General features: G+C 43.8%; 17 protein-coding genes. 10 read left to right on the top strand and 7 right to left on the bottom strand.

Annotated elements, in window-relative coordinates:
* Position 1: 1 nt before the first annotated feature.
* From AYW76_RS01945 to AYW76_RS01930, 4 genes are all read left to right on the top strand, one after another.
* Complete coding sequence (locus tag AYW76_RS01945; RefSeq protein ID WP_067215038.1) at positions 2 to 808, top strand: SDR family oxidoreductase; 807 nt, start codon at positions 2 to 4, stop codon at positions 806 to 808.
* A complete protein-coding gene (locus AYW76_RS01940; RefSeq protein ID WP_067215036.1) occupies positions 805 to 1,446 on the top strand; it encodes a tetratricopeptide repeat protein in 642 nt (213 codons plus the stop codon). Before AYW76_RS01945 ends, AYW76_RS01940 begins: the two co-directional genes overlap by 4 nt.
* Before the next feature lie 224 nt (positions 1,447 to 1,670).
* A complete protein-coding gene (locus tag AYW76_RS01935) occupies positions 1,671 to 3,260 on the top strand; it encodes an ABC-F family ATPase (protein ID WP_067037170.1) in 1,590 nt (529 codons plus the stop codon).
* A 114-nt stretch (positions 3,261 to 3,374) separates the two neighbouring features.
* A complete protein-coding gene (locus tag AYW76_RS01930) occupies positions 3,375 to 4,745 on the top strand; it encodes an HD-GYP domain-containing protein (protein ID WP_067215034.1) in 1,371 nt (456 codons plus the stop codon).
* A gap of 12 nt (positions 4,746 to 4,757) precedes the next feature.
* Here the strand turns inward: AYW76_RS01930 and AYW76_RS01925 are convergent, their stop codons facing one another.
* Positions 4,758 to 5,753, bottom strand: a complete 996-nt coding sequence (locus AYW76_RS01925; RefSeq protein ID WP_067215031.1) for a lipid A deacylase LpxR family protein — start codon at positions 5,751 to 5,753, stop codon at positions 4,758 to 4,760.
* 388 nt (positions 5,754 to 6,141) lie between these two features.
* Between AYW76_RS01925 and AYW76_RS01920 the strand changes: the two genes are divergently transcribed.
* Both AYW76_RS01920 and AYW76_RS01915 read left to right on the top strand, forming a co-directional pair.
* Positions 6,142 to 8,004 (top strand): methyl-accepting chemotaxis protein, encoded by a 1,863-nt coding sequence (locus tag AYW76_RS01920; RefSeq protein WP_067215028.1) that lies wholly within the window; start codon positions 6,142 to 6,144, stop codon positions 8,002 to 8,004.
* A gap of 183 nt (positions 8,005 to 8,187) precedes the next feature.
* Positions 8,188 to 8,421 carry a DUF2789 family protein gene (locus AYW76_RS01915; protein ID WP_067215025.1) on the top strand — a complete coding sequence of 78 codons (234 nt, stop codon included), beginning with the start codon at positions 8,188 to 8,190 and terminating at the stop codon, positions 8,419 to 8,421.
* A gap of 46 nt (positions 8,422 to 8,467) precedes the next feature.
* On the opposite strand, the gene AYW76_RS01910 is transcribed toward AYW76_RS01915, so the two are convergent.
* The gene (locus AYW76_RS01910) at positions 8,468 to 10,642 is read right to left on the bottom strand and encodes an esterase-like activity of phytase family protein (protein WP_067215023.1); all 2,175 of its coding nucleotides are present in this window, start codon (positions 10,640 to 10,642) and stop codon (positions 8,468 to 8,470) included.
* A gap of 192 nt (positions 10,643 to 10,834) precedes the next feature.
* Between AYW76_RS01910 and AYW76_RS01905 the strand changes: the two genes are divergently transcribed.
* Positions 10,835 to 11,275, top strand: a complete 441-nt coding sequence (locus AYW76_RS01905) for a plastocyanin/azurin family copper-binding protein (protein ID WP_082866056.1) — start codon at positions 10,835 to 10,837, stop codon at positions 11,273 to 11,275.
* Positions 11,276 to 11,317: 42 nt separating this feature from the next.
* On the opposite strand, the gene AYW76_RS01900 is transcribed toward AYW76_RS01905, so the two are convergent.
* Entirely contained in the window at positions 11,318 to 12,403 is a 1,086-nt protein-coding gene (locus AYW76_RS01900; protein WP_067215020.1) for an ABC transporter substrate-binding protein, read from the bottom strand.
* Positions 12,404 to 12,599: 196 nt separating this feature from the next.
* Between AYW76_RS01900 and AYW76_RS01895 the strand changes: the two genes are divergently transcribed.
* From AYW76_RS01895 to AYW76_RS01885, 3 genes are all read left to right on the top strand, one after another.
* Complete coding sequence (locus AYW76_RS01895; RefSeq protein ID WP_067034769.1) at positions 12,600 to 13,655, top strand: FecCD family ABC transporter permease; 1,056 nt, start codon at positions 12,600 to 12,602, stop codon at positions 13,653 to 13,655.
* Between the two features lie 2 nt (positions 13,656 to 13,657).
* Complete coding sequence (locus AYW76_RS01890) at positions 13,658 to 14,494, top strand: ABC transporter ATP-binding protein (RefSeq protein ID WP_082866055.1); 837 nt, start codon at positions 13,658 to 13,660, stop codon at positions 14,492 to 14,494.
* Positions 14,495 to 14,578: 84 nt separating this feature from the next.
* A complete protein-coding gene (locus AYW76_RS01885; RefSeq protein ID WP_067215017.1) occupies positions 14,579 to 15,802 on the top strand; it encodes an MFS transporter in 1,224 nt (407 codons plus the stop codon).
* Positions 15,803 to 15,863: 61 nt separating this feature from the next.
* Here the strand turns inward: AYW76_RS01885 and AYW76_RS01880 are convergent, their stop codons facing one another.
* The 4 genes from AYW76_RS01880 to AYW76_RS01865 form a co-directional block, all read right to left on the bottom strand.
* Positions 15,864 to 16,442: a porin family protein gene (locus AYW76_RS01880; protein WP_067034763.1), complete on the bottom strand. Its 579-nt coding sequence runs from the start codon at positions 16,440 to 16,442 to the stop codon at positions 15,864 to 15,866.
* A 236-nt stretch (positions 16,443 to 16,678) separates the two neighbouring features.
* Positions 16,679 to 17,287 carry an OmpW family outer membrane protein gene (locus AYW76_RS01875; protein WP_067215015.1) on the bottom strand — a complete coding sequence of 203 codons (609 nt, stop codon included), beginning with the start codon at positions 17,285 to 17,287 and terminating at the stop codon, positions 16,679 to 16,681.
* Between the two features lie 282 nt (positions 17,288 to 17,569).
* Positions 17,570 to 19,705 carry a glucans biosynthesis glucosyltransferase MdoH gene (gene mdoH, locus AYW76_RS01870; RefSeq protein WP_082866054.1) on the bottom strand — a complete coding sequence of 712 codons (2,136 nt, stop codon included), beginning with the start codon at positions 19,703 to 19,705 and terminating at the stop codon, positions 17,570 to 17,572.
* Positions 19,705 to 21,267 carry a glucan biosynthesis protein G gene (locus AYW76_RS01865; protein ID WP_067034754.1) on the bottom strand — a complete coding sequence of 521 codons (1,563 nt, stop codon included), beginning with the start codon at positions 21,265 to 21,267 and terminating at the stop codon, positions 19,705 to 19,707. Before AYW76_RS01865 ends, mdoH begins: the two co-directional genes overlap by 1 nt.
* Between the last annotated feature and the right edge of the window lie 247 nt (positions 21,268 to 21,514).

The raw sequence follows: 21,514 nt of genomic DNA, 5'->3' as shown, positions 1-21,514 counted from the left end.
TATGGAGTGGAGTAATCAGCGTTGTTTACTGACCGGAGCCTCTGGTGGTATTGGTCAGGCGATTGCCAAGGCATTAGCGCAAAAAGGTGTAAGCTTAGTATTGGTGGGACGAAATAGCGCACGTCTGCATGCCTTAAAGGAGCAACTACCTGGAGAGCACCAAGTATGCTGCGCCGATTTGTCGAACGCTCAGGAGCGCGAATCATTAGTAAGCAAACTGACTGAACAGGGTGGCGTGAGTATGCTGGTGAACAATGCTGGTATAAGCCATTTATCTACATTAGAAGATACCAGTACCGAAGTCTTAGAGTCTGTTCTTCAGACGAATCTGATGGTTCCGATGCTATTAACACAAGCGTTGCTACCTCAACTGAAGCAGCGTCGAACCACTCATATTATTAATATTGGTTCAACTTTTGGCAGTATCGGCTTTGCTGGGCAAACGGCTTACTGTGCCAGTAAGTTCGGTTTGCGAGGCTTTACCGAATCCCTGTTACGTGAGCTTGCTGATACCAATATAAAGGTTTCTTATCTAGCGCCAAGAGCCACGGATACACAGATTAACAGTGATGCGTCATTTGCTATGAACAAAGCGCTCGGCAATCAAGTAGATACGCCTGAAATGGTTGCTAAACAATTTATGTTACTGCTAGAGCAGCATAAGACACGTGCTTTTATAGGCTTCCCTGAGCGCCTATTCGTAAAAATAAATGGCGCATTCCCATCATTAGTTGATAAAGCACTTATTAAAAAGCTCCCCATCATTAAGCGCTTTATCGCACCCACCTTGAAGGAGAAAATTCTATGAAATCTATTCTAAGTATTGCTCTTATCACCCTCGCTATGGCGTCAAATAGTTGGGCTGAAGAGACAGATAAAGGGCTTCAGACACTGCAGAGAACATGGGCGGAGATTAACTATTTAGTCCCAGACGATGAGAAAGAGGCTGCGTTTGCGCAGTTGATTGAGCAAGCGCAACAGAAGTTGAATGCGCATCCTGAAAAAGCAGAATACCGTGTCTGGTTGGGCATCATTCAGTCTAGCACCGCTGGTGCGAAGGGCGGATTAGGTGCGCTATCGTTAGCAAAAGAAGCGAAAAAGAGTTTTGAAGATGCGATTGAGCAAGACGCAACAGTGCTTCAGGGGTCAGCATTTACCAGCTTAGGTGTGTTGTATCATAAAGTACCAGGTTGGCCGATTGGCTTTGGTAGCGATAAAAAAGCCAAAAAGTTACTGCAACAATCTCTGAAACAAAACCCTAACGGAATAGACAGTAATTACTTCTTTGCTGAATTTTTATACGATGATGGAAAATATGAAGAAGCAAAAAAATATTTAGAGATGGCGCAAAGTGCTGCGCCACGACCAGACCGTCCTTTGGCCGATGAAGGACGTCATAAAGAGATCGAAGCGTTGTTGGTCAAAGTCAATAAGGCACTAAAATAGTTTGGTCATAGCCCTCTCTCTTTGCTCCCCTTCAAAGAGAGAGGATGCTATTTATGAGAGTGACCACACTCTTCAGGAATTCAGAGGCATTTTTAGCACAATAAACACATCAAAAATGATGACTTTTTCATCAATGCCATGGACATTTCACATACAGCCTTTATAGTACGCCCATCGTTTCATCGAGCGCTCAAAACAGTGCCTCCTCAATTTCTGGATTCCCCATGATAGTAGCTTCTAACGTTACCATGCAGTTTGGTAGCAAACCTCTATTCGAAAACATTTCTGTTAAATTCGGCGATGGCAATCGCTATGGTCTAATTGGTGCAAATGGCTGTGGTAAGTCGACACTGATGAAGATTCTTGATGGTAGCTTGACGCCGACAGCGGGTAACGTATCCGTCACCCCGAACCAGCGCGTAGGTAAGCTAAACCAAGATCAGTTTGCCTTTGAAGAATACAGCGTAATCGATGCGGTAATCATGGGTTATAAAGAGCTGTGGGAAGTTAAAAAAGAGCGTGATCGCATTTACAGCTTGCCAGAAATGAGTGAAGAAGACGGCTTGAAAGTAGCCGACTTAGAAGGTGAATTTGCTGAAATGGACGGCTACAGTGCCGACAGTAAAGCGGGCGAAATCTTATTAGGCGCGGGTATTGCTGAATCGTATCATTATGGCCCGATGAGTGAAGTACCTCCTGGCCTTAAATTGCGCGTATTGCTAGCTCAAGCGCTATTTTCAAACCCTGACATTCTGTTGTTAGATGAACCGACCAACAACTTGGACATTGATTCGATTCGTTGGTTGGAAGAGCTGCTGAATCGCTATGACTCAACCATGATCATCATTTCACACGACCGTCACTTCTTAAACTCTGTTTGTACTCACATGGCAGACATAGATTACGGTGAACTGCGTGTTTACCCAGGTAATTACGATGACTTCATGTTGGCGTCAACTCAAGCACGCGAAACCATGATGGCCGCGAATGCTAAGAAGTCAGCGCAAATTGCGGATTTGAAGCAATTCGTAGCACGATTCTCTGCCAATGCGTCGAAAGCGAAACAAGCTACCTCACGTGCGAAGCAGCTTGAAAAAATTGAGCTAGCAGACATTAAACCGTCTAGCCGTCAAAACCCATTTATTCGTTTTACCCAAACGAAAAAGCTACACCGCCAAGCTTTGATTCTAGAGAATTTAGGTCATGGATTTGAAGGTGAAAAATTGTTTAGTGGCGCGAACCTGCTACTTGAAGCAGGTGCTCGTCTTGCCGTATTGGGTGAAAACGGTGTTGGTAAAACGACCTTGCTGCGTTGTTTGATGTCTGAGCTGGAAGCGAAAGAAGGCGTGGTAAAGTGGTCAGAGAATGCCTCATTAGGCTATTGCCCGCAAGACAGTACCGATCTATTTGATAATGATCTAACGTTGTTTGATTGGATGGTTCAGTGGCGTAAACCTGGCGACGATGATCAAGCGGTGCGTGCTACCCTAGGTCGTATGTTGTTTTCTGCAGATGACTTTAAAAAGAAAGCCAAAGTGTGTTCAGGTGGTGAGAAAAACCGCCTTATCTTTGGCAAATTGATCATGCAAGAAACCAATGTATTAGTCATGGACGAGCCAACTAACCATTTGGATATGGAATCTATTGAGTCATTGAACATGGCACTGGAAATGTATCCTGGCACGTTGATCTTTGTCAGCCACGACCGTGAATTTGTATCGTCGTTAGCAACTGAAATTCTGCATATTAAGAATGGTAAGGTTGAACACTTCCAAGGTAACTACGATGAATTTCTTTCGTCGCGCGAACTGTAAGTTGTGTCATAATTAAAAATCAAAGGGCTATTCATACATAGCCCTTTTTTAGTTTTATATAGATAGCTATTACGTTGAGTTGACAGTTTATTGCTTGAGCAAGGGGACATCCTTATGGAGCTATCCAAACTAAGCGCGCAAATCCCATTATCTGAGCTTGTTTTGTCGCTCACCACGGCCTTAGATATGACTGAAGGTCAGCCGCCAGAGCACTGTATTCGTTGCTGTTGGATCGGTATGCATCTAGGTAAACGCTTAGAGTTAGCCGAGCAGGACCTCCACGATTTATTTTTCACCTTACTTCTAAAAGACGCAGGCTGTAGCAGTAACGCCGCACGCATCTGCGAGCTTTACTTAACCGATGACCGAGCGTTTAAAAAAGATTTCAAAACGGTCGGAACGAGCTTATCGAGTGTTATTAACTTTGTTGTTCGTAATGCAGGTAAAGGGGAAAGTTGGTTATCTCGTATTTCCACTACGATCGATATTTTGAAAAATGGTGCAGACTATGCTCAAGAGTTAATTAAAACTCGTTGCTCGCGAGGTGCTGATGTGGCGCGTGAGCTGCGCTTTTCTGAGCCTGTTGCATTAGGTATTGCAAGTCTTGACGAGCATTGGGACGGACAGGGGCGTCCGGAGCAATTGAAAGCGGACCAGATTCCGCTTTATTCTCGAATTGCTTTAATGGCTCAAGTAGTGGATGTGTTTCAAGTAGAGCATGATTTGTCGGCAGCCATGAACGAAGTAAAGCAGCGCAGTGGTTCATGGTTTGATCCTTATTTAGTGGCAGAAATGGAGGCACTGATTAAAGACCAAAGTTTTGTTGAAGGCCTGCATGCAGACTGCATTCGTCAGCAAGTTATGGCTCTGGGGCCAGCGCAAACACATGTGTTACTCGACGAAGAATATTTTGACTGTATTGTCAGCGCCTTCGGCAAAATCGTTGACGCAAAAAGTCCGTATACATCCGGTCATAGTCAACGTGTCGGGGTTTACTCGGCCTTGATTGCAGAGCAGCTGGAACTCAGTCAATTAGAATGTACATGGGTTAAACGTGCGGCTTTATTACATGATATAGGTAAGCTTGGAGTCAGTAATCAGATCCTTGATAAACCGGATAAGTTGGATGCCGATGAATGGCTTGCGGTCCAGCAACATGCGGCTAACACCGAGATAATTTTAGAGCAAATCACGCCACTGAAATCGCTAGCTAAAATGGCAGCCTCTCATCATGAAAAGCTAGATGGTACGGGATATCCGCGAGGCATAGCCGCTCAAGATATCCCGTTAATTACACGCATCATTACAACTGCGGATATTTTTGATGCGATATCTGCAGAACGGCCTTATCGTAGCGCTATGCCAGTATCAAAAGTGTTGTCGATTATGGAAGAAAACCTAGATACTGCGATTGACCGAACGTGTTTTGCAGCATTGAAAGCCTCTCTCGACAGTATCCCTAAAGATTGGTTTGTTGAAGAGTAAAAAGGCTATTCTTCAGATTTGCCAAGCAAGTGTTAGCGTACCGTAGCGCGTTTCATTTCGGTATCGGTCTGATTGAGTTTGAAAAATATCAGAATGGTTTACTGCAAACGTGATTGCACTTTGCCCCCAAGAATAGGTCATGCCAAAGTTCAGGCCTAAAAACTCTCTATCATAGTCGACTGAAGCACTGTCTCGAAATGTGTTGCCATCAGTGAAAACTTGATTGAACACATACTCCGCTTCGAGTCCCGCATAAACGTACCATTCGCCATTCACCGCAATCGGATTTGTGGTACGCGAGTCCATTAGTAAAACACTGCCAAACGAATCTTTTAAGTCGCGTCCATAGCGCATGATAAGGCTACTATTGACAGAACTTTGAATCGTTCCCAGGTGTGCTTTAGCCGTGGCCAATACATCATAATTGTCTAATTCAGCAGCCCACGTGCGCCAGACTCGGCCACGGCCAAATTGAAATACCGGTTCATTTTTGAGCTGCGCGTCCCATCCTTGCGGTTGTTCAGAGCCTAAAATTTTATGCATGAGCTTTTGTGATGGTTCGCCTAGTGCCGCAGGGCCAACCACTCCAATGCTAGTGCTGATCATGTCAGCATGATTCTCTGCTAACGTGATGTACGAGCTGGTGATGGCTATCATCGCGGAGTAGGGAATATCATTTGGATCAGGTTGTTCTAATGATAAATCTCTGGGAGTGAATAATGTCTGACCAATGTTAAGTGCGTTAACAGCCCCTAGGTTATTCGACGAAGGCATAGACCACATCAAGGGAGCGACTAAGAAATTGTGCTTTGGTGAACTTCCTGACTCTTCCAAGTCCGGAATACCTCCGCGTTCGTAGAGTGCTAAATACAGACCGTTGGTATAGCCTTCATCTTGTTGAAGAAATAAATCGTTATCGACTGTAAGACTAACAAGGTTATCACTGGCATACATACTGCTACTTGCTAAAGTAAGGAAAGCAGCGCTGAGTAAGTTAAGTCGCTTCATAATAATCACTTATAGAGTAAATTCTGATTGAATATTTACATTATAGCGATTGAAGCTACTGGTAGAGTTTATACAGTAAGGACTCTGCTGAATAATTTTTGCAATAAGTCTTAATTTGATACTGGGTTTACAAAAATCGTCATCAATATTGGTCTACAGCCGTCTATTGATTCCTTTTACCTCTTTTTTCTACGTCGTATTCGGTCGCTGTTAGGGTTTAGATTGAAAGAATCGTTCTGATGTTTATGGTTACATGTAGTGTATCAACAAAACAAAGTCACACATTTCTTAACAAGCACCTTTTATTTTTGCTCTTTAGTCTGTGATAGACTGAAAAAAATGGACTTATATTGATTGATGGACTCCATTTTATAACGTCAGGTACAGCATGAAAATAAAGCAAAAACTTATCCTCAATACAGCGGTGGTCGTTTTGGCCATGGTGGTATTAGCTACATCATTTCTGGTCGCCGAGAACAGTTTAAAAGATTTGATTGTTGGTAAAGAGCTGGCGCAAAAACAAGAATCAAATATGCTGCTATTACGTCGCCATGAAAAAGACTTTTTAGCGAGAGATGACGTTAAGTACGTTGAGCGTTTCAACGAAACATTACAGCGTACAATGAGTCAGCAACAAGAGTTGGATCGTATGTTTGTCGACTTAGATATTAACTCGACTGACTTTACTGAGTTAGACAACTTATTCCGTCAGTATGGCGATAATTTCAAAGAGCTTGTTACGGCGAAGCAGACAATGGGGTTGACTCCAGAAGACGGCCTTAATGGGAACCTCAGAAATGCGGTCCATAAAATTGAAACCTCGCTCAACGAGTTAGATAAGGCTGAAATGCTTGTGACTATGCTTCAGCTGCGTCGCCATGAGAAGGATTTCATGCTACGTCTTGATATGAAATATGCTGAGCGTTTTGCATCGAAAATTAGTATCTTAAATAACCAAATCCAGAATGCTCAAATAGACGAGCAAACTAAAAATACGTTGATGAAACTCTCCGGTACCTATCAAAAAAGCTTCACCAATTATGTCGAGCAACAGCAACGTATCGGTCTAGGCAGTGATCAAGGAATACTTGGAAAGATGCGTAATACGATTCATCAGACGGAAAGTAAACTCCAGTTGATGGGGCAGAGCATGACGAATCAAACCGACCTGCTGTTTAGTAATATCCAAGTGGCTTTGTCTGCAATCATCGTCCTCGTTACGCTTGCAGTTATTGTTATAGCGTGGCGTATTAGTTGTTCGATTAATTACCCTCTTGCATTGATTCGAAATGCCATGCTTAAAGTTGATGAAACACGTGATCTGAATCTTCGCGTTTCGTACGATGCAAAGGATGAGATTGGCGATGTCGCACGTAGTATGAACCAAATGTTGGCAGGTTTTCAGACGGTCGTAGGCTCGGTCAATGACACTGTTATCAGTATGAACCAACAAACGAAAATGTTATCGGAGACCGCTGAGCGAACAGCGACAGACGCGGAGCGCCAACGCGATGAAACCGATATGGTAGCAGCGTCTGTTTCTGAAATGGTGGGAACCATCGAAGACATTTCTAGAAACATGGAGCTCGTCGCAGAAAAGACAAACTCTACTCAAAAAGGGGTGAGTGATGGCCAAGCTCGAGTGAGTAACGCAGTGTCTTTAGTGCATGATTTATCATCTCGTTTAGATAGCTCTATGGAGACAGCAGAAGCCCTTGCTCAAGAGAGTCAGAGTATTGGTACGGTGCTTAATGTTATCCAAGGTATTGCCGAGCAAACTAATCTATTGGCGTTGAACGCCGCGATTGAAGCTGCTCGAGCTGGGGAGCAAGGTCGTGGTTTTGCAGTGGTGGCGGATGAAGTGCGTGCTCTTGCTAGCCGGACACACGACGCAACCGTTGAAATTTCAGATATTATTTCATCATTACAAAATCGTACTCAAGGGATTGTCACTATCATGAAAGAATGTGGTGCAGATGGTCTACGCAGTAGCGAAGAAGCGTCTGTGATTGGTGATGTGTTGGTGCGTATTACCGATGAGATAAATGAGATTGCCGATATGGCTCACTCTGTGGCCTCTGCGATTGGACAACAGTCGATTGCAGCAAATGAAATCAATCAAAATGTAACGGTTATTCGTGAAATTTCAATGGATACCAGTGAAGCGGTAAGGTTGAACTCTAAGTCCAGTGTTGAGATTTCTGGGCAGGCTCATCATCTTGAAGATGTTATTTCTCGGTTTAAAATTTAGTCCATTGATAAAAACTGTTTGAAAAGTAAGCACCCAACGTTGGGATTTTCAATTTTGGGGGCTTTTTTCGTCTATTAATTGTAAAAGCTCGATTTATTAAACTCATAATTTAGCGTGATGTTTTTTTTTCATCTAGGCTTTTATTTTTAGTGAAACGTAAGTTACAGCGACTTGGAGGAGACTATGGAATTTCAAACTTATTCACTGAATGCACTATTCCAGCAGTTAGAGCTAGACGACTCTAAAGGGGGGGTTGAGAAGTTGGTGGTTAGTATTGCCCCAGTGCCAAGTAACCAAGCGTTGTGGGAGGCTCCACAATGGACTGATCAACAAGCGGATAGGCTACGACAGTTATATGAAGAAGAAGCTCAATGGTCACATGCTTTCGAGCAATTAGAGCTGTTATTGAGGGCGTAAATAAGATAACGGCACCAAAAGCGCCGTTATCTAGTAGGGTAAAGTGTTACTTAAATTTACCTATTTTAAAGAAGAACGTTTCACCAGTGCTGTCATCAACGCCATCGTTATCAGTAATGGCATAGCCGATGTTGTTGGCATCAATGGTAAAGCCTTCGATTTTATCAACTACGATGCCATTGCCAGACTGAAGCTCTGGTAGGAAATCGTATACGAGTTCTTTATGTACTTCAGGTAATGTTGCACCCAGTTTGCCAGTTTTGACAGCGCTTAATTCGACTTTGTATAAGCGTTTTACCTTAGCCGCTTCAGCAAGTTGATTGTCACGTTCTAGAATGTACAAGTTACCATTATGGGCTGTGATTTCAGACAATCCCATCCAGCCACTTTCCGCTTTCTCAAGAGGGTAGTGCGCAGCTTCCCATGTTTGGTTATTAAGGTCATAAGCGAGTAGCTTAGTTTGCTCTTTCGAGTCGTCTTTCCATGGTCTCTGAATCGCAATCCAAAGAGTGTTATCAACCAGCGTAATACCTTCTGCACCAAAACGCTCTTGCTGTTCTAGTAAAGCTTCAGGGAAAGTAATTGTTTGGTCGATGCTGCCTTTTGTTGTGACATGGTAAATAGCGTGAGGAACGTCTTTCTTTGCATTGCCCTCAGACGCTAACCAATAACCCCCTTCAGGGTCTACTGCGATACCTTCAAGATCGAGCTTTTCAGCGGCTTTACCGTTTTTAGTAAGCGTCATCTTATGAGTGATTTTCGCAGGAGATTGGTTTGCATCAATCGTGAATATAGCAGGTTGGGAAGAATAGAAGCTATCGCTTACAGCATACAAAATGCCTGATTTATTTAGATCAGCTGCTAAACCAGACAATGCCCCCCAACCAATAGGTGCACCGTCATCATCCAGTGTTGAGTGGATTTGAGGGTAGTTAGGCGCCTTATCCTGTAATTCATACAACATGACATGAGAGCGTGGCCCCTTGTCTTCAACAAGATCTGCTTCGTTTGCTGTCGCAATGATATTACGGCTTGGAATCGCAATAGCGGATTCTGGGGCGATGCCTGATGGCAACATTTGTACCAGTTCAGGTGCTTTACCAGTATCGCGGTAGACCCCTATTACTGAGCCGCGCTCAGACATTACAAAAATGTATGTTTCACCGTTAAATGTCGCAACTTCCAAACCTTCTGGTTCAGAACCTTTTTTACCTGAACGTTTTTCAGGGTAATGGCCTACACGGACAACTTCGTGTTCAAAGCTAGCACCGCTTTCAAATAATACGTCGCCTGTTTTGTTGAAGATGGTAAAGCCGCGTGCACCACCTTGGTAGTCGCCTTCGTTGGCAATAACAAAGCGTTCATCATCTAACCATTTAACCGCATCCGGTTCACGGTTTACATTGTTTAGCGATTCAGTAAAGGTCAGTGCGCCATCGCGCTTAACATCAATCTGAGTTAAATCAACGCTGCCTGCTGAGAAGTGATTGATAACCTTAGCGTTTTCTGCGTCGATGATAATAAGGTGGTTGTTTTCTTGTAGGGTAACAACGACTTCATTTTTATCATTGAATGCGACAAACTCTGGCTCCGGGTCCGTTGGAGCGATCTCAGCTAAACCTTCTACCGAGATTTTGTGTGTGGCTTTACATTGTCCAGTTTCGCTGTCGAACTCGATGATGCTGACAAAGCCTGCTGGCATTTGAGGCATCGCACCATCATTTAGATCTTCGTCACGTTCATTTTCGATAGCAACGGCAATGTAACGCCCGTCTTTAGACACCGCAACAGAGTCTGGTTGACCGTCTAGATTACAACGCTGAACAACTTTTTGTGTCGCTTGATCAACGATCGCAAGGTAACCACTTGGCTCTGTGTAGCTTGCTGATGTGTTGACACCCGCTACGACCCATTTACCTACTCCGGCAACAGATGTCGGTTCGCCTTTTAGGTCAACAAAACCTTTTGCTTTTGGGCTATGAATGTCTTTAATGTCTACTAAACCGATACCACCACGTGGACTGTCAGAATAAATCAAAGTGTTACCATCTTCAGAAGCGGTGATAATTTCTGCTGAAGTAATGGTGTTGATCGACTCTTTGCCTAGGTTCTGAGCGACGGGGAAGCTTGCTATTCGGTTAAATGAATCGGCAGAAGCAGATAGGCCAGCAGTCGTTAAACACGTTGCAATTAAAGTACGTCGAAAACAAGCACGTAACATAGGTAACTCCGTTAGTTGTTAGAATAAATTCCTTCTAAGGTACGATGAGTAGTTTTCAGTTACGCGCACTTTATATGACGCTTTTGTTAAGTAACGAACGTTTTTAATGGGATATATGTAAATTAGGAATAAGTCTGCGAACCAAAATAAGCGTCTCTGGTCGTATTCTTATTGTAAAAGTGAGTATTGTGAATGATGGTATTTAAAACGTTAGTACTAGGAGTCGGTGTACTGCTCAGTAGCACTGTAGTAGCGAAAGATTGGCAGGTTAAGATGTTAAGTTATGGCGAAAAAGGGCCGATGGTGTTTGAGCCTGATTACATTCAAGCGGACGTGGGTGATACGGTTACTTTTGTGCCAACTCAGCCAGGACATCACACTAAGTCTCAATTAACGCCAGCAGGGCAAGCGGGTTGGACCTCTAAGTTTAATCAAACCTACACTGTAGAACTGACTCATGAAGGACTGTCGTTGTATTTTTGTCCGCCGCATTTGATGATGGGCATGGTGGGGGTTATTCAAGTAGGAGAGGCCGGTAATCAGGCACAGTTTGACCAGGCTTATGATGCCATTAAGGATAAAGTGGTGGTCAATCCGGAACGCTTAGATCTTATAAAGAGTCAAATTCAGTAAATGAGAACAAGCAGGGTCGTTGCCCTGCTTGTTACTTGATAGCTATAGCTCTGTTACGAAAGTACCTTTAGGTGTCACAGGTAAGTACTTTTTATAAAAGTCTTGGTAGGCTGCATCAGGGTCTAGATCACTGAATAAGTCTGGATACATGGCTTTTGCATAAAACTGAATCATGGCCCCATCAAGGATGGTACGGCACGCGCCGTGGTATGCCCCATACATGCGGTTGTTTTTAACAGCGGTCAGCGTAGACCACCCGGTACGTTGTTTAAAGCCTTCCAAGCGTTGTTTTGCTGTCGCTTCGTCGACGCCTTGCCCCATGATCATTGAGGTATCACCATTACCTGTCTCATAGCCAGTCATGACAATGACATCAGGGTCAGCTGCAAGGATTTGTTCAGGGTTAAGCTTGCCCCACCATTCGACGTAGGGTGCTGAAATATTTTCACCACCAGCCATGGTCGAAATAGCGCCCCACATATTCTTACCAAAGGTATAGCCGACTTCATCGACGCCAGCAGCGCCGTATTCAGTATATACCGTCGGCTTAGGTAGGTTTGCTTCTTCAAGACGTTCCTGAATCATACTTAAGTTATGTTTGTATTCATTAGCAATCGCTTGAGCCCGTTCTTCTTGACCTGTAATGACACCAATGATTTCAGTGCTTTTCATATGAAGATCAAGAGTTTGAGCATTATAATCCACCACTACGACAGGGATACCAGCATTTTCTAGGCGTTCGACATCGCTGCCTAGACCTTTGAATTGCCAATCAGCCAGCATAATAAGGTCTGGGTTTAAGCTAATAATTTTTTCAACGGAAAAGGTTTTAGTGTCAACACGTCCAATCCCTGGAATCTCTGCTAAAGACGGTCGATGTTCAACGTACATATCCCAATTCGATGGACGTGCCTGCCAAATGTATTTAGACATACCAACAACATTGTCATAGGCAATCTCAGTACCAATCGCCATGTAGTCTTCAGGATAGAAACCCACTACAACACGTTTTGCAGGAGCATCGAAGGTAACTTGACGATCCAACACATCAGAAATAGTGACGTCTTGTGCGAAGCTGAGGCTGGATGCTAGAGCGATTGAAGTAAGCGCCACTAATTTTGGCATCATGGGAATTTCCTTTGTAAAATTCGCTGTAAAATATTCCGTGAATGAAACTCGATATCTAAAATACCTATGCATCACATTTTACTTTGATTTTAAATGATTTCGCAAACCATTATCGTTTATACTTTGCTGGCTAATTTTAATTCATTAACTCCTACCCTGCCTATTAGCGGCTAAGGGTGGCCTAGAAAATAGATGTATGCTGAATTCTGCCCTAATCACCGAAGCCGTCAATACACAGCGTCGTTTTGAAAAGCGTCGTTGGTTTGTTCTAACGAGTTTATTGTTGCTGTTACTGTGCTCGTTTGTTTTTGATATTGCCACCGGACCCTCTTTGTTAGGCATTCAGGATGTCTCTAACGCCCTCTTGAACATGCTAGGACTACCTGTAGATGTGGCTCGAACGACCGAAGTGATCGTGACCAATTTACGTTTACCGATTGCCTTAATGGCGGTAATTGTTGGCGGATCGCTGGGTGTAGGGGGAGCGGAAATGCAGACCTTATTAAACAACCCTATGGCGAGTCCCTACACCTTGGGGATGGCCGCAGCCGCAGGGTTTGGTGCTGCCTTAATGTTGTATGCGGGCTCGTTGGGCATGAGTGCTGAAATCGCTGTGCCTGTCGGAGCGTTTGTCTGCTGTATGTTATCAGCAAGCTTACTCTTTGGGTTAGCGATGATGCGACATATAACATCGGGTCAATTAATCTTGTCTGGCATTGCCTTGTTATTTCTTTTTCAGTCGCTTTTGTCTTTAGTGCAGTTTGTTTCATCCCCTGAGTTGAGCCAGCAAATCCTATTCTGGCTATTTGGCAGCTTAACTAAAGCGACATGGAGCAACGTAGCCATTACCGCTGTCGTAACTTTGAGTTGTACCGCAGTATTAATGAAAGACTCATGGAAACTGACGGCATTAAGACTAGGCGAAGAGCGTGCGAAGAGCTTAGGTGTCAATGTCACTCAATTACGCTTGAAAACATTGATTATTGTTGCGGTTATGACCGCCACCGCAACCAGTTTTGTTGGTATCATTGGTTTTATCGGCATTGTTGCTCCGAACATTGCTCGAATGTTGGTAGGCGAAGATCAACGCTATTTCTTGCCACTATCGTTTTTGGTCGGGGCATTCCTATTATCCAGTGCCTCCGTTTTATCGAAGGTGATTGTACCGGGAGCGTTATTCCCAATAGGAATCGTCACAGCCATTATTGGGGTGCCGTTTTTCTTTTGGCTAATTATTGGTAAGAGGCGCTAAACATGTTGGAAGTTCGCAATTTATCACTAGCATTTGATGATCTTGTGTTGGCTGATAACATGAATTTTACGCTTGATCAGGGTAAAACACATGTAATTATTGGGCCAAATGGCACGGGTAAAAGTTCTTTGTTAAAGACCTTGTTCGGTGATATTCAACCGCAGTCTGGCGAAGTGCTATACCAAAGTGCAGCATTAACCAAAGCGACGCTTAACCCATGGCGTCAGCGCTTTGGTTATATGCCTCAGGACATTAACCTTGATGTAGGCCTCAGTGTGTTGGAAGTGGTACTGCTGGGCCAATTAAATGCATTATCGTTAAAACTCGGAGACAGCCTTTTAGAAGAAGCACTTCAGGCGTTGGATCAAATAGGTTTGTTACATTTGGCTAATCGAGATGTCAGGACTTTGAGTGGTGGACAGTGCCAGATGATCTTGTTTGCGCAAGCACTTATGCGAAAACCTGAAATATTGATGCTAGATGAGCCAGTGAGTGCGTTAGATCTCCACTTTCAGCAGGTGCTTTTAGATCATCTTGACCAGCAGACTAAGCAGAAAGGCTGGATTTCGCTGATGATTTTGCACGATCTAAACTTAGCGGCGCAATACGCGGATAACCTGTTGGTACTTAAAGGTGGGAAAGTGGTCGCGCAAGGTGCTCCCAAAGACATTTTAACGGCTGATTTAATCGAAGACGTCTATGGGGTCAAAGCGGATATTCAGCTCGATAGCCTAGGTGTTCCTTTTGTAAGAACCCAACGACGTGGTGCGAGAGCATTTATGTCGATGAAAGACACGCTTGTCACCTCAGAGCAGTCTACTAAAGAACGAGCTCTATAGTTTTCTATAAACGCCGTTTATTCAAACAAAGGTCTAGTCTTTTATTGTGCTAGGCCCTTTTCTATACAGACGACTTTTAATTATATGAATACAAATCATTTCTTAGCCGACTGGCGACAGCTCTCTGCGGCGGGTCGAGTATTAGTGATTAATGGCTTTACCTTCAATCTTGGTTTTTACATGTTGCTGCCGTATCTAGCTGATCATCTGCAGCGAAATTTAGGGCTAAGTCCTTGGCATGTAGGATTAGTAATAGGTCTTCGAGTATTGAGCCAACAAGGCTTATTTCTAGTCGGTGGTACATTAGGTGATTATTTAGGCTACCGACGTTTAATCTTAATGGGATGCCTAGTTCGAGTGGCTGGGTTTGTATTATTAGGCTTTGCTGCCAATTTACCGTTATTGCTGCTTGGGGCCTTTCTGACGGGGTTTGCTGGTGCTTTGTTTACGCCTTCAAGTAATGCTTATTTGGCCTATGAAGCGCCCGATCAGGTTCGTCGGGATCGAATCTTTGCCATGCAAAACTGGACCAGCGAAGCAGGAATGTTTTTAGGGCCATTACTTGGGATTTCTCTGATTAGTTTAAGCTTTCAATGGGTAGGCTTAGGTGCGGCATTATTATTCTCACTTTTGTTTGTCATTCAGTGGCGCTTTTTACCCGATTTAGTGGAGCAAGAAAAGCGAAGTGGACCGGGCGCTTCATTTTGGCAGCAGTGGCATTCAATGCTGCTGAATCGACAGTTCATGAAGTTTATTGCTTGCGCTTGTGCATTCCATTTGTTCTTTCACCAATTGTATTTATCACTGCCCAGTGAAGTGGAGCATCGTGGATTAGGCACCGATGTGATTACGTGGGTCTTCATGACGTCTTCAATTATGGGGATTTTACTGCAAATGCCGATCAGTCGTTGGGTGGCTAATGGTATGGGGAGCGCTAAAGCCATGGGCCTAGGGATCTTTTTGATGGGGAACGCTTCACTGTTTTTTCTCGCGCACGTGACACATTTTCCTTGGGCAAATTTTATCGCTTACGCCATAATATTCAGTCTTGGTTCAATGCTGGTGTTGCCTCTACTTGGCTCTTATGTCCCTAAGTTTTGTCATAAATCAGAGCTAGGCAGCTACTATGGGTTGTATTCCTGTGTAGGTGGTATCGCTGCGTTTACCGGAAACGTCGGTGTTGGAGCTCTGCTATCAGCAGAAACGGTTCCAAGGGAGTTCGTTTGGGTTGGTTTTGCTCTTATCGCATTAATAGCGGGGACCAGTCTTTATCGTCAAGTAAAACGTTTTGACTTAGCATCTCGTTAGCTTATGGACACAAAAAAGCCCGCACTTCTTGTGCGGGCTTTTGATACTTTAAATTAAACATTTAGAAGCGGTACTCTACACCGACACTTGCTTGATTAAAGTTTGTGTCGAAGTCGGTATTTTCAATATCATCCGCAGCTTCATCTACACTCAGATCAGCGTCATACCAAGTGTATTGGGCATTTAATAGTAATTGATCGGACAGCTTGAAGTTAAAACCTGCTCCTGCAAATAGGGCTTCATCATCTGAACTGCCTTTGAAGCCTGCAACGGAGTAGTCAGTGTCGTACCATACTTGACCTGCTTTGGCGAAGAACTCAATAGACTCAGTTAGAGGTAGGATACCTTTTACCGCTGCACTGTAGCCATCCGTTTCAGCATTAGCAATGTCACTGCCATAAGAACCGAAGTCCGTGTAACCACCCTCTAATGCCATATATTGATTAAAGCGGTAACCAATTAAACCTTGCCAAACGTCGTTGTTGTCATCGAAGTCATCATCGCCATCTACTTTAAGGTAGCCGTAATTACCACCAACGTATAAGCCACTTTCATTCGTGCTCCAGTCTTGAGCCTGAGCAACCGATGCAAAAGATGTAAGGGCAAGGGTGCTTGCTAAAATAGGCATTACTTTTTTCATTGTATTACTCCTTGTGACCAATTTGGTTTGAACTATTTCAGTGTTGACCGAATTAGAAATGGAGTAAATACAAAGTGCGACGTCTTCTTTTTTGATGTGCTGTTGCTTCAGGTTATATGCATGAAGTTGCCAAAGTAGTAGTGATTTGGGTGTTTCTTGACATATTTTTAAGGCGTAAAAAAGCCCTAATGGTATGCCATTAGGGCTTTATAAAAGCATAAGCAGCGAATCAATGCTTAGAAAGTGTAGCCAACGCTTGCCATGAAGCCTAGTGGGTCGATATCAAGTTCAGCAGATTTAACACCATCGAGTTTCACATCAGTGCTGATATCCATGTACCAAAGAGATGCGTTTACAAACAAGTTTTTAGAGATGTTGTAATCCACACCAGCTTGAAGCGCTAGGCCAAACGAGTTATCAAGGTCAAGATCAGTACCGGCAATGGCGCCCGTTGTTTCTTCATCGAAGAAAACGGTGTAGTTCAAGCCTGCACCTACGTAAGGACGTACAGTGCTTTCAGCATTGCCGAAGTAGTACTGCGCCATCAATGAAGGCGGAAGGTGAGACACTTCACCGATTTTACCTGCACCGGCTAGCGTAACATCGTGAGTAAATGGCGTAGCTGCCAACAATTCAATACCGACATTATCAGAGTACATGTAGGTTGCTGTTAGGCCAACTTGAAGATCGTTGCCCACACTAAGGTCAAGACCAGTGCTGCTTTCGTCTGGCATAACATTGATTAGACCGCCACGAACAAACATATCACCCGCTTCGTGAGCCATAGCGAATGGTGCGCTAACGATTGCAGCAGAAAGTAGAGCGAATTTAGTTACAGATTTCATATCAAAGTCTCCTGATGGACGCAAGTAAGATGTGCTAACCATACGCCTTAGCAGAATAAAGAAATTAACCTAGATCAATTTATGAGAGATACGTGTGTTCAATAAGAGATATTTATTAATCTACGTCATGAAAATAGGCTTAATGGGGAGAGGTAAGCGCCACTTACTGAAGTTATGCGTGATTCATTCTTTTTTATATCAACCTAGAAATACACATCATAGTGGTTATATCTGTGTGCTTCAGTATAAAAAAAAACCGCTACAGCGTAGCGGTTTTGGGGATTAGGCGCAGGCCTTATTTTTTGGTAAAAACTTCTGCAACTTCACGAATAGGGATCGGTATTTGATAATGGCCAGATGCTCTTGTTCATTTAAATGACTCATAAGCTCTTCAATACTGTCGCTGCTCTCTATTTGCCAAGCGGCGCAAACTTTATGACGGTCGAATTGTTGGCCTTCCTGCTCCGGTAACTGAGCTAAGTGCCACGTGTAAAAGCTGACATTGTCGATGTAGCTTTTAAGTGGCACGTCTTGATCCAAGTCTAGCGGATTATTCTGATCTAATTGATGTATTTTTTGCTCAAGTCGTTTAACGATGGCTGTTGGTCGTCGTTCTTCTGGACCTTTTAGTAAGCCAAGTTTCGATAGCAAGTTACCGCGTTTAGCGCCACCACTTAACCAAGACAAGGGAATGGAGCAAATAAGTCCGAATGTGATAGGTAGAGACCAATAAAATAATTGTGCGCTTAAAAAATAGGCGCTTGCAGCTAGAAGTAGACCAAAAATAGTGTGATAAATATGAGCGCGGGTCGTTTCAGACCATTTATTAGCACCGTCATCACGCGATTGAGGCTTCCAGCCGCTGTCTCTTCCTTTAAGGACATCCATTACGACGAGGAATTGAGAGAACATCAGAATAGGGGCATACAATGCAGAGACAAGGACCTCTAGTAATGTGTCCAATGTCAACATGATTGGGCCGCCAAATTTTCGGCACTGGCGCCAATGAAGCATGGCATTAAGCCAGCCAAAAAGTTTAGGAGCTAATACTAGCGCCATGGAAAGCACAAACAGTGATCGAGCTTTTTCAAAGTCAAATACTGGCCAGTTTGGGAAAAGCGATAAGTTACTGAAGTACTCAGGGCGAACAAAGTGGGCTTGTACAGCTAGAGCAAAACCGACTGAGATCAGCGCAAACCAAAAAACGGCGCTAAAGTAAGAAAAAATCCCCGTCATTAGGTGCATGCGAGAAGCAAAATGGAGCCCTTTCGCATTAACAAATGCTTTATGCTGCAAGTTCCCTTGACACCAACGTCGGTCTCGCACCATAACATCGATAAGTGATGGCGGTGCTTCTTCATAGGACGCTTGTAAGTCGGTATCAAAGCGAACTCCCCAGCCCGCACGACGAAGCAATGCCGCCTCGATAAAATCGTGGCTCATTACGTGGCCGCCAAATGGTGCTTTACCTGGCAAGATAGGCAGTCCGCAAGCCTCTGCAAACGCCTTGGTACGAATGATAGCGTTATGACCCCAAAAGTTAGACGCATTGCCATGCCATGTGGTTAAGCCCGCTGCGTAGATAGGGCCAAAGCATTGGTTGGCAAACTGCTGAATACGGCTATAGAGCGTATCTGCACGTATAATAGTTGGTAGTGTCTGGATCAAACCTAAAGAAGGTTCAGCTGCCATACGGCGTGACATTGAAGTAAGGCATTCGGCGCTCATTAAGCTGTCGGCATCCAGCACGATCATGCATTCATAATCGCTGCCAAAGCGAGTGACCCACTCGGAGACGTTGCCGGCTTTACGTTCTGCATTATTAAGGCGTCGACGGTAGTAAATAGGGCAAGCATGCTCGTCTTGATTCAAAATAGGGTAGAAGGTTTGTTTCTCTTTTATGCTGTTTTCAGCTTGGTTTGTGTCACTTAGAATAAAAAATGCGAACTTCCCTGGCGCTTTTTCGACGAGGTCATCATGCATGGCTTCGATACTCGCACGAATACGAACAGGATCCTCGTTATAAACGGGTAATAGAATAGCCGTTACCCTCTCGGTATCTTCTTCTCTTCGCTTCTGGCGGAACGGCGAAAGCTTGAAAATAAGGCCTAATGTCGCCTGACTAAACGCAAATGAAATCCAAGTAAAATTGATGCAGAAAAGCGTTAGGAATAACCACTGTAACCAAGTGATTTGATTAGTGCTTAATACCTCATACATCTCTTTAGCACCGTAGGCTGATAGCCCAAAGGTGACTGCGATGATAAATAGGCGCGACAGCAATGTTGTAACCAAAAAACGCTGATTCTGCTTTTTAGCGGCTTTTTTAGGTTCATCAACTTCATGACGAGGCATGTCTAGATTTGCCTCACTGGGTAATGCGTAGAGTCCTGATTCTTTCATTTTATGATCCATCATTATTTTAACCAACGGTATAGCCAAGTCGCTGCAAGAGGCGTGTCATCATGTTTTAATTGCACTCGTAATTCAGCTGAGTTGGCATTGTCAGGGTCAAATGTCACGAACGCTCTGAGGCCTTGTTCGTAAGGGTTAGGTGCGACATGTGCTTCAATAATATTGCCTTGGCTGATACTTGCTTCTATTTCGACAGAGTTAATGTCTTGGACTTCAATGTTGTTAAAATCTATAACAACTTGAGGGTGCTCAGCGGCGAGTTTTTGGCCTTGTGCGCTGCGCACCACATGTGGTTTACCAGACAGTACAGGTGTGTCATTTGTCAGCGTTAAGCGGTATGAATAGTTAAAAGGCTCACCTTTTTTCAAGGTTTTCTCAGGCTGCCAATAGGCGACAATATTATCGTTTGCTTCTGAATTTGATGGGATCTCAACAAGCTCAACATGACCTTTTCCCCAGTCGTTCAGGGGTTTTACCCAGATAGATGGGCGCGTTTGGTAATGCGCCTCTAAATCTAAATAGTCCTCAAAGTCTCGATTACGCTGAATTAAACCAAATCCTTGAGGGGTTTGATCCATGAATGCGCTGATTTGAAGGTTCTCAGGGTTCATAAGAGGGCGCCATAATGTTTCACCACGCCCCGTTTGAATTTGTAAGCCTTCAGAATCATGTACAGCGCGTCGATAATCCTCTGTTTCAGGATGATCCATCGCACCGTTAAACATATACATTGATGTTAGTGGTGCGAGTCCCACATGTTGAAGATCCTTTCTTGGAAAGAGCGTGGCTTCCACATCGATTCGTGTTGGCGCTCCTGGGAAAATGCCAAAGCGGTAAGCGCCCGTGACACTTTTACTGTCTAGCAGTGCATGCACAACAATGGCTTGTTGCGAAGAGGAAGGACGTTCTATCCAGAAATGACGAAACACCGGAAACTCTTCACCTGTTGGCTGAGCCACATCCAGTGCCAGTCCTCTCGCTGAGATACCATAATTCTGCCCTTTGGACACTGCGCGGAAATAGCTTGCCCCTTGAAAAACAATAAATTCGTCTTTGTAATCGGGACGGTTAATCGGGTAATGCAAACGTAGACCTGCAAATTTACCGACGTCTGAAATAAGTTGATCGATTTCATCTGTAGGCGTTACAAATGAATCCTTAGTTGCTTGTATCGGATACGCTTTACCACTCTCAACCGCGTCGATTTCCACTAAGTCTTTATATAGAAAGCCAGGAGCAAACAGCTGAATAGAAAATTGGGTAGGGGATTTGCCCCACACGGCTTGGTTTTGCTGAAAATTAATTTGGCGATAAGTATCGTAATCAAGGTTATTTAGAGCATCAGGCGCTCGAGCTGGATCTTGCATCGGCTGTTGTGCGAGCTGCTGTGCCAAGTCAATGACTGTTTTGCGATTGAAACTGTAGCCTTGATTCATTTCAGAGGTGTTAGCATCTTCCACTGAGTCGGATGCCGATAGCGAAGCTGTATTGTTCTCTGCCATGAGCCCTGAGCTAAAGCACACGGATGCAATCAGTGGTAATGTGAACGTGGTGAGTTTTTTCATAAAAGTGAACAATTCGAGTCTCAAAAAAAGTGGGTAGGTTCAGCTTAAACAGTTACTTAGCTAGCCTAATTATCTAATTATCTAATTATTATGATAATGATTAATAAGCACAACAGTGTGATTTTGCTGTCGAGAAAGCGCAAAGAAAACGGAATGTATAGGGGCTGCATTTATACACTGTAAAGACTGTATAATTGACTGATTAAGAAAGGAAATATCGTATACAAATAAGGCGCTTTTGCACCAT

It is taken from the genome of Marinomonas gallaica, from assembly GCF_001639745.1.
Lineage (GTDB): Bacteria > Pseudomonadota > Gammaproteobacteria > Pseudomonadales > Marinomonadaceae > Marinomonas > Marinomonas gallaica.
The sequence above is the reverse complement of the archived record's forward strand: the minus strand, read 5'-3'. Positions and strand labels throughout refer to the sequence as shown.